Annotated in this window: 1 protein-coding gene; it reads right to left on the reverse strand. The window is 71.5% G+C overall.

The genetic code is table 11. From position 1 onward, the window contains the following. Positions 1–97 precede the first annotated feature (97 nt). On the reverse strand, positions 98–1,378 hold the full coding sequence (locus tag AC27IO_RS24000) for an MFS transporter (RefSeq protein WP_487091056.1): 1,281 nt from the start codon (positions 1,376–1,378) through the stop codon (positions 98–100). Between the last annotated feature and the right edge of the window lie 210 nt (positions 1,379–1,588).

Genomic DNA, 1,588 nt, shown 5'->3' on the forward strand with positions numbered 1-1,588 from the left:
GCACAATATCCACTAGGGCATATTGCTATCGAAATATGAGCGAATGCGCGGGCTGCGGACTTTTTGGTAACCGCTGTCAACCGCCAGGCGTTCAGCGTCAGCGGCGCTGGCGTTCCTCGCTCGCTTCCTCGAAGCGGTCCACGTCGCGCAGGGGCTTGAACAGGAGCGTCCAGGCGCCCACCACCGCCAGGGTGCACAGCCCGCCCGCCACCGCGGCCGGCACGGCGCCCAGCCACGCCGCGCTGGTGCCGGCGCGGAACTCGCCCAGCTCGTTGGACGAGCCGATGAACAGCATGTTGACCGCGTTCACCCGCCCGCGCATGGCATCGGGCGTGGAAAACTGCACCAGCGCCCCGCGGATGTACACGCTCACCATGTCGGCCGCGCCGGCCACCATCAGGGCCAGGAACGACAGCAGGAACCAGTGCGACAGCGAGAACACCAGGTTGGCCGCGCCGAAGATCGCCACCGCGATGAACATGCGCCGTCCCACGTGGCGGTTGAAGGGCCGCAGGGTCAGGAACAGCCCCGCGCCCACCTCGCCGATGGCGATGGCGCTGCGCAGCGCGCCCAGGCCCTGCGGACCCACGTGCAGCACCTCGTGCGCGTAGATGGGCAGCAGCGCCACCACGCCGCCCAGCAGCACGGCGAACAGGTCCAGCGAGATCGTGCCCAGGATGATCGGGCGCGTGCGGATGAAGTGGATGCCCGCGCCGAAGCGGTCCCACATGCGGCCCTGCGTCGGCGAGGGTGGTGCGGCATACGCCACCGTCACGCGCGACAGCAGCAGCGCGCCCAGCGCGAAGCCCGCGCAGCACACGGGGTAGGTGAGCGAGGCGCCGCCGGTGGCATACAGCACCCCGCCGATCAGCGGGCCGGTGATGCTGGCCAGGCGCATCAGCATGCTGTTGGTGGCCATGGCCTGCGCCAGCTGGGCGCGCGGCACGATCTGCGGCAGCAGGCTTTGCAGCGCCGGTCCCGAGAACGCCCGCGAGCAGCCGAACAGCACCAGCGCCGCATAGATGCCCGCCACGCCCGCCGTGCCGTGCCCCGACAGCCACCACAGCAGCGCGCTGCACACCGCGCCCACCGACCAGCTCACGGCCAGGATGTGCCGGCGGCTGGCGCGGTCGATCAGGTCGCCGGCCGGCAGCAGCAGGCACAGCATGGGCAGGAACTGCGCCAGGCCCACGTAAGCCAGGGCGATGGGCTCGCGCGTGAGGTCGTACACCTGCCAGGCCACGACCACGGCCTGCACCTGGGTGGCGAACACGGCCACCAGGCGGGCGATCAGGAAGGCGAGGAAGCCGCGGTGCCGGTAGACGCTTTCGGTGGCAGGAACGGGGGGAGCGGGGGAGGCGGTGGGAAGGTCGGGCACGGCGCAGGGGAGGCTGGAGGGTGGCTGGCCGGAGCCTGTGCGGCCAGCGGACGGGCGGACGCGGCGGGCGGCTCCAACGGTGGGAAGTCAGCGCCGCATGCTACCGGTTTATCCGTGCGGGTGCTGTCGCCGGTAGTCCCAGGGAGCGCGCGGGCGCTTTTGCGACCACAGCCCGGTGTGGCTGGCCTGGGCCTGGCGCTGCAGCGCCGC

The sequence above is a fragment of the Acidovorax sp. KNOB132 genome, assembly GCF_057541515.1.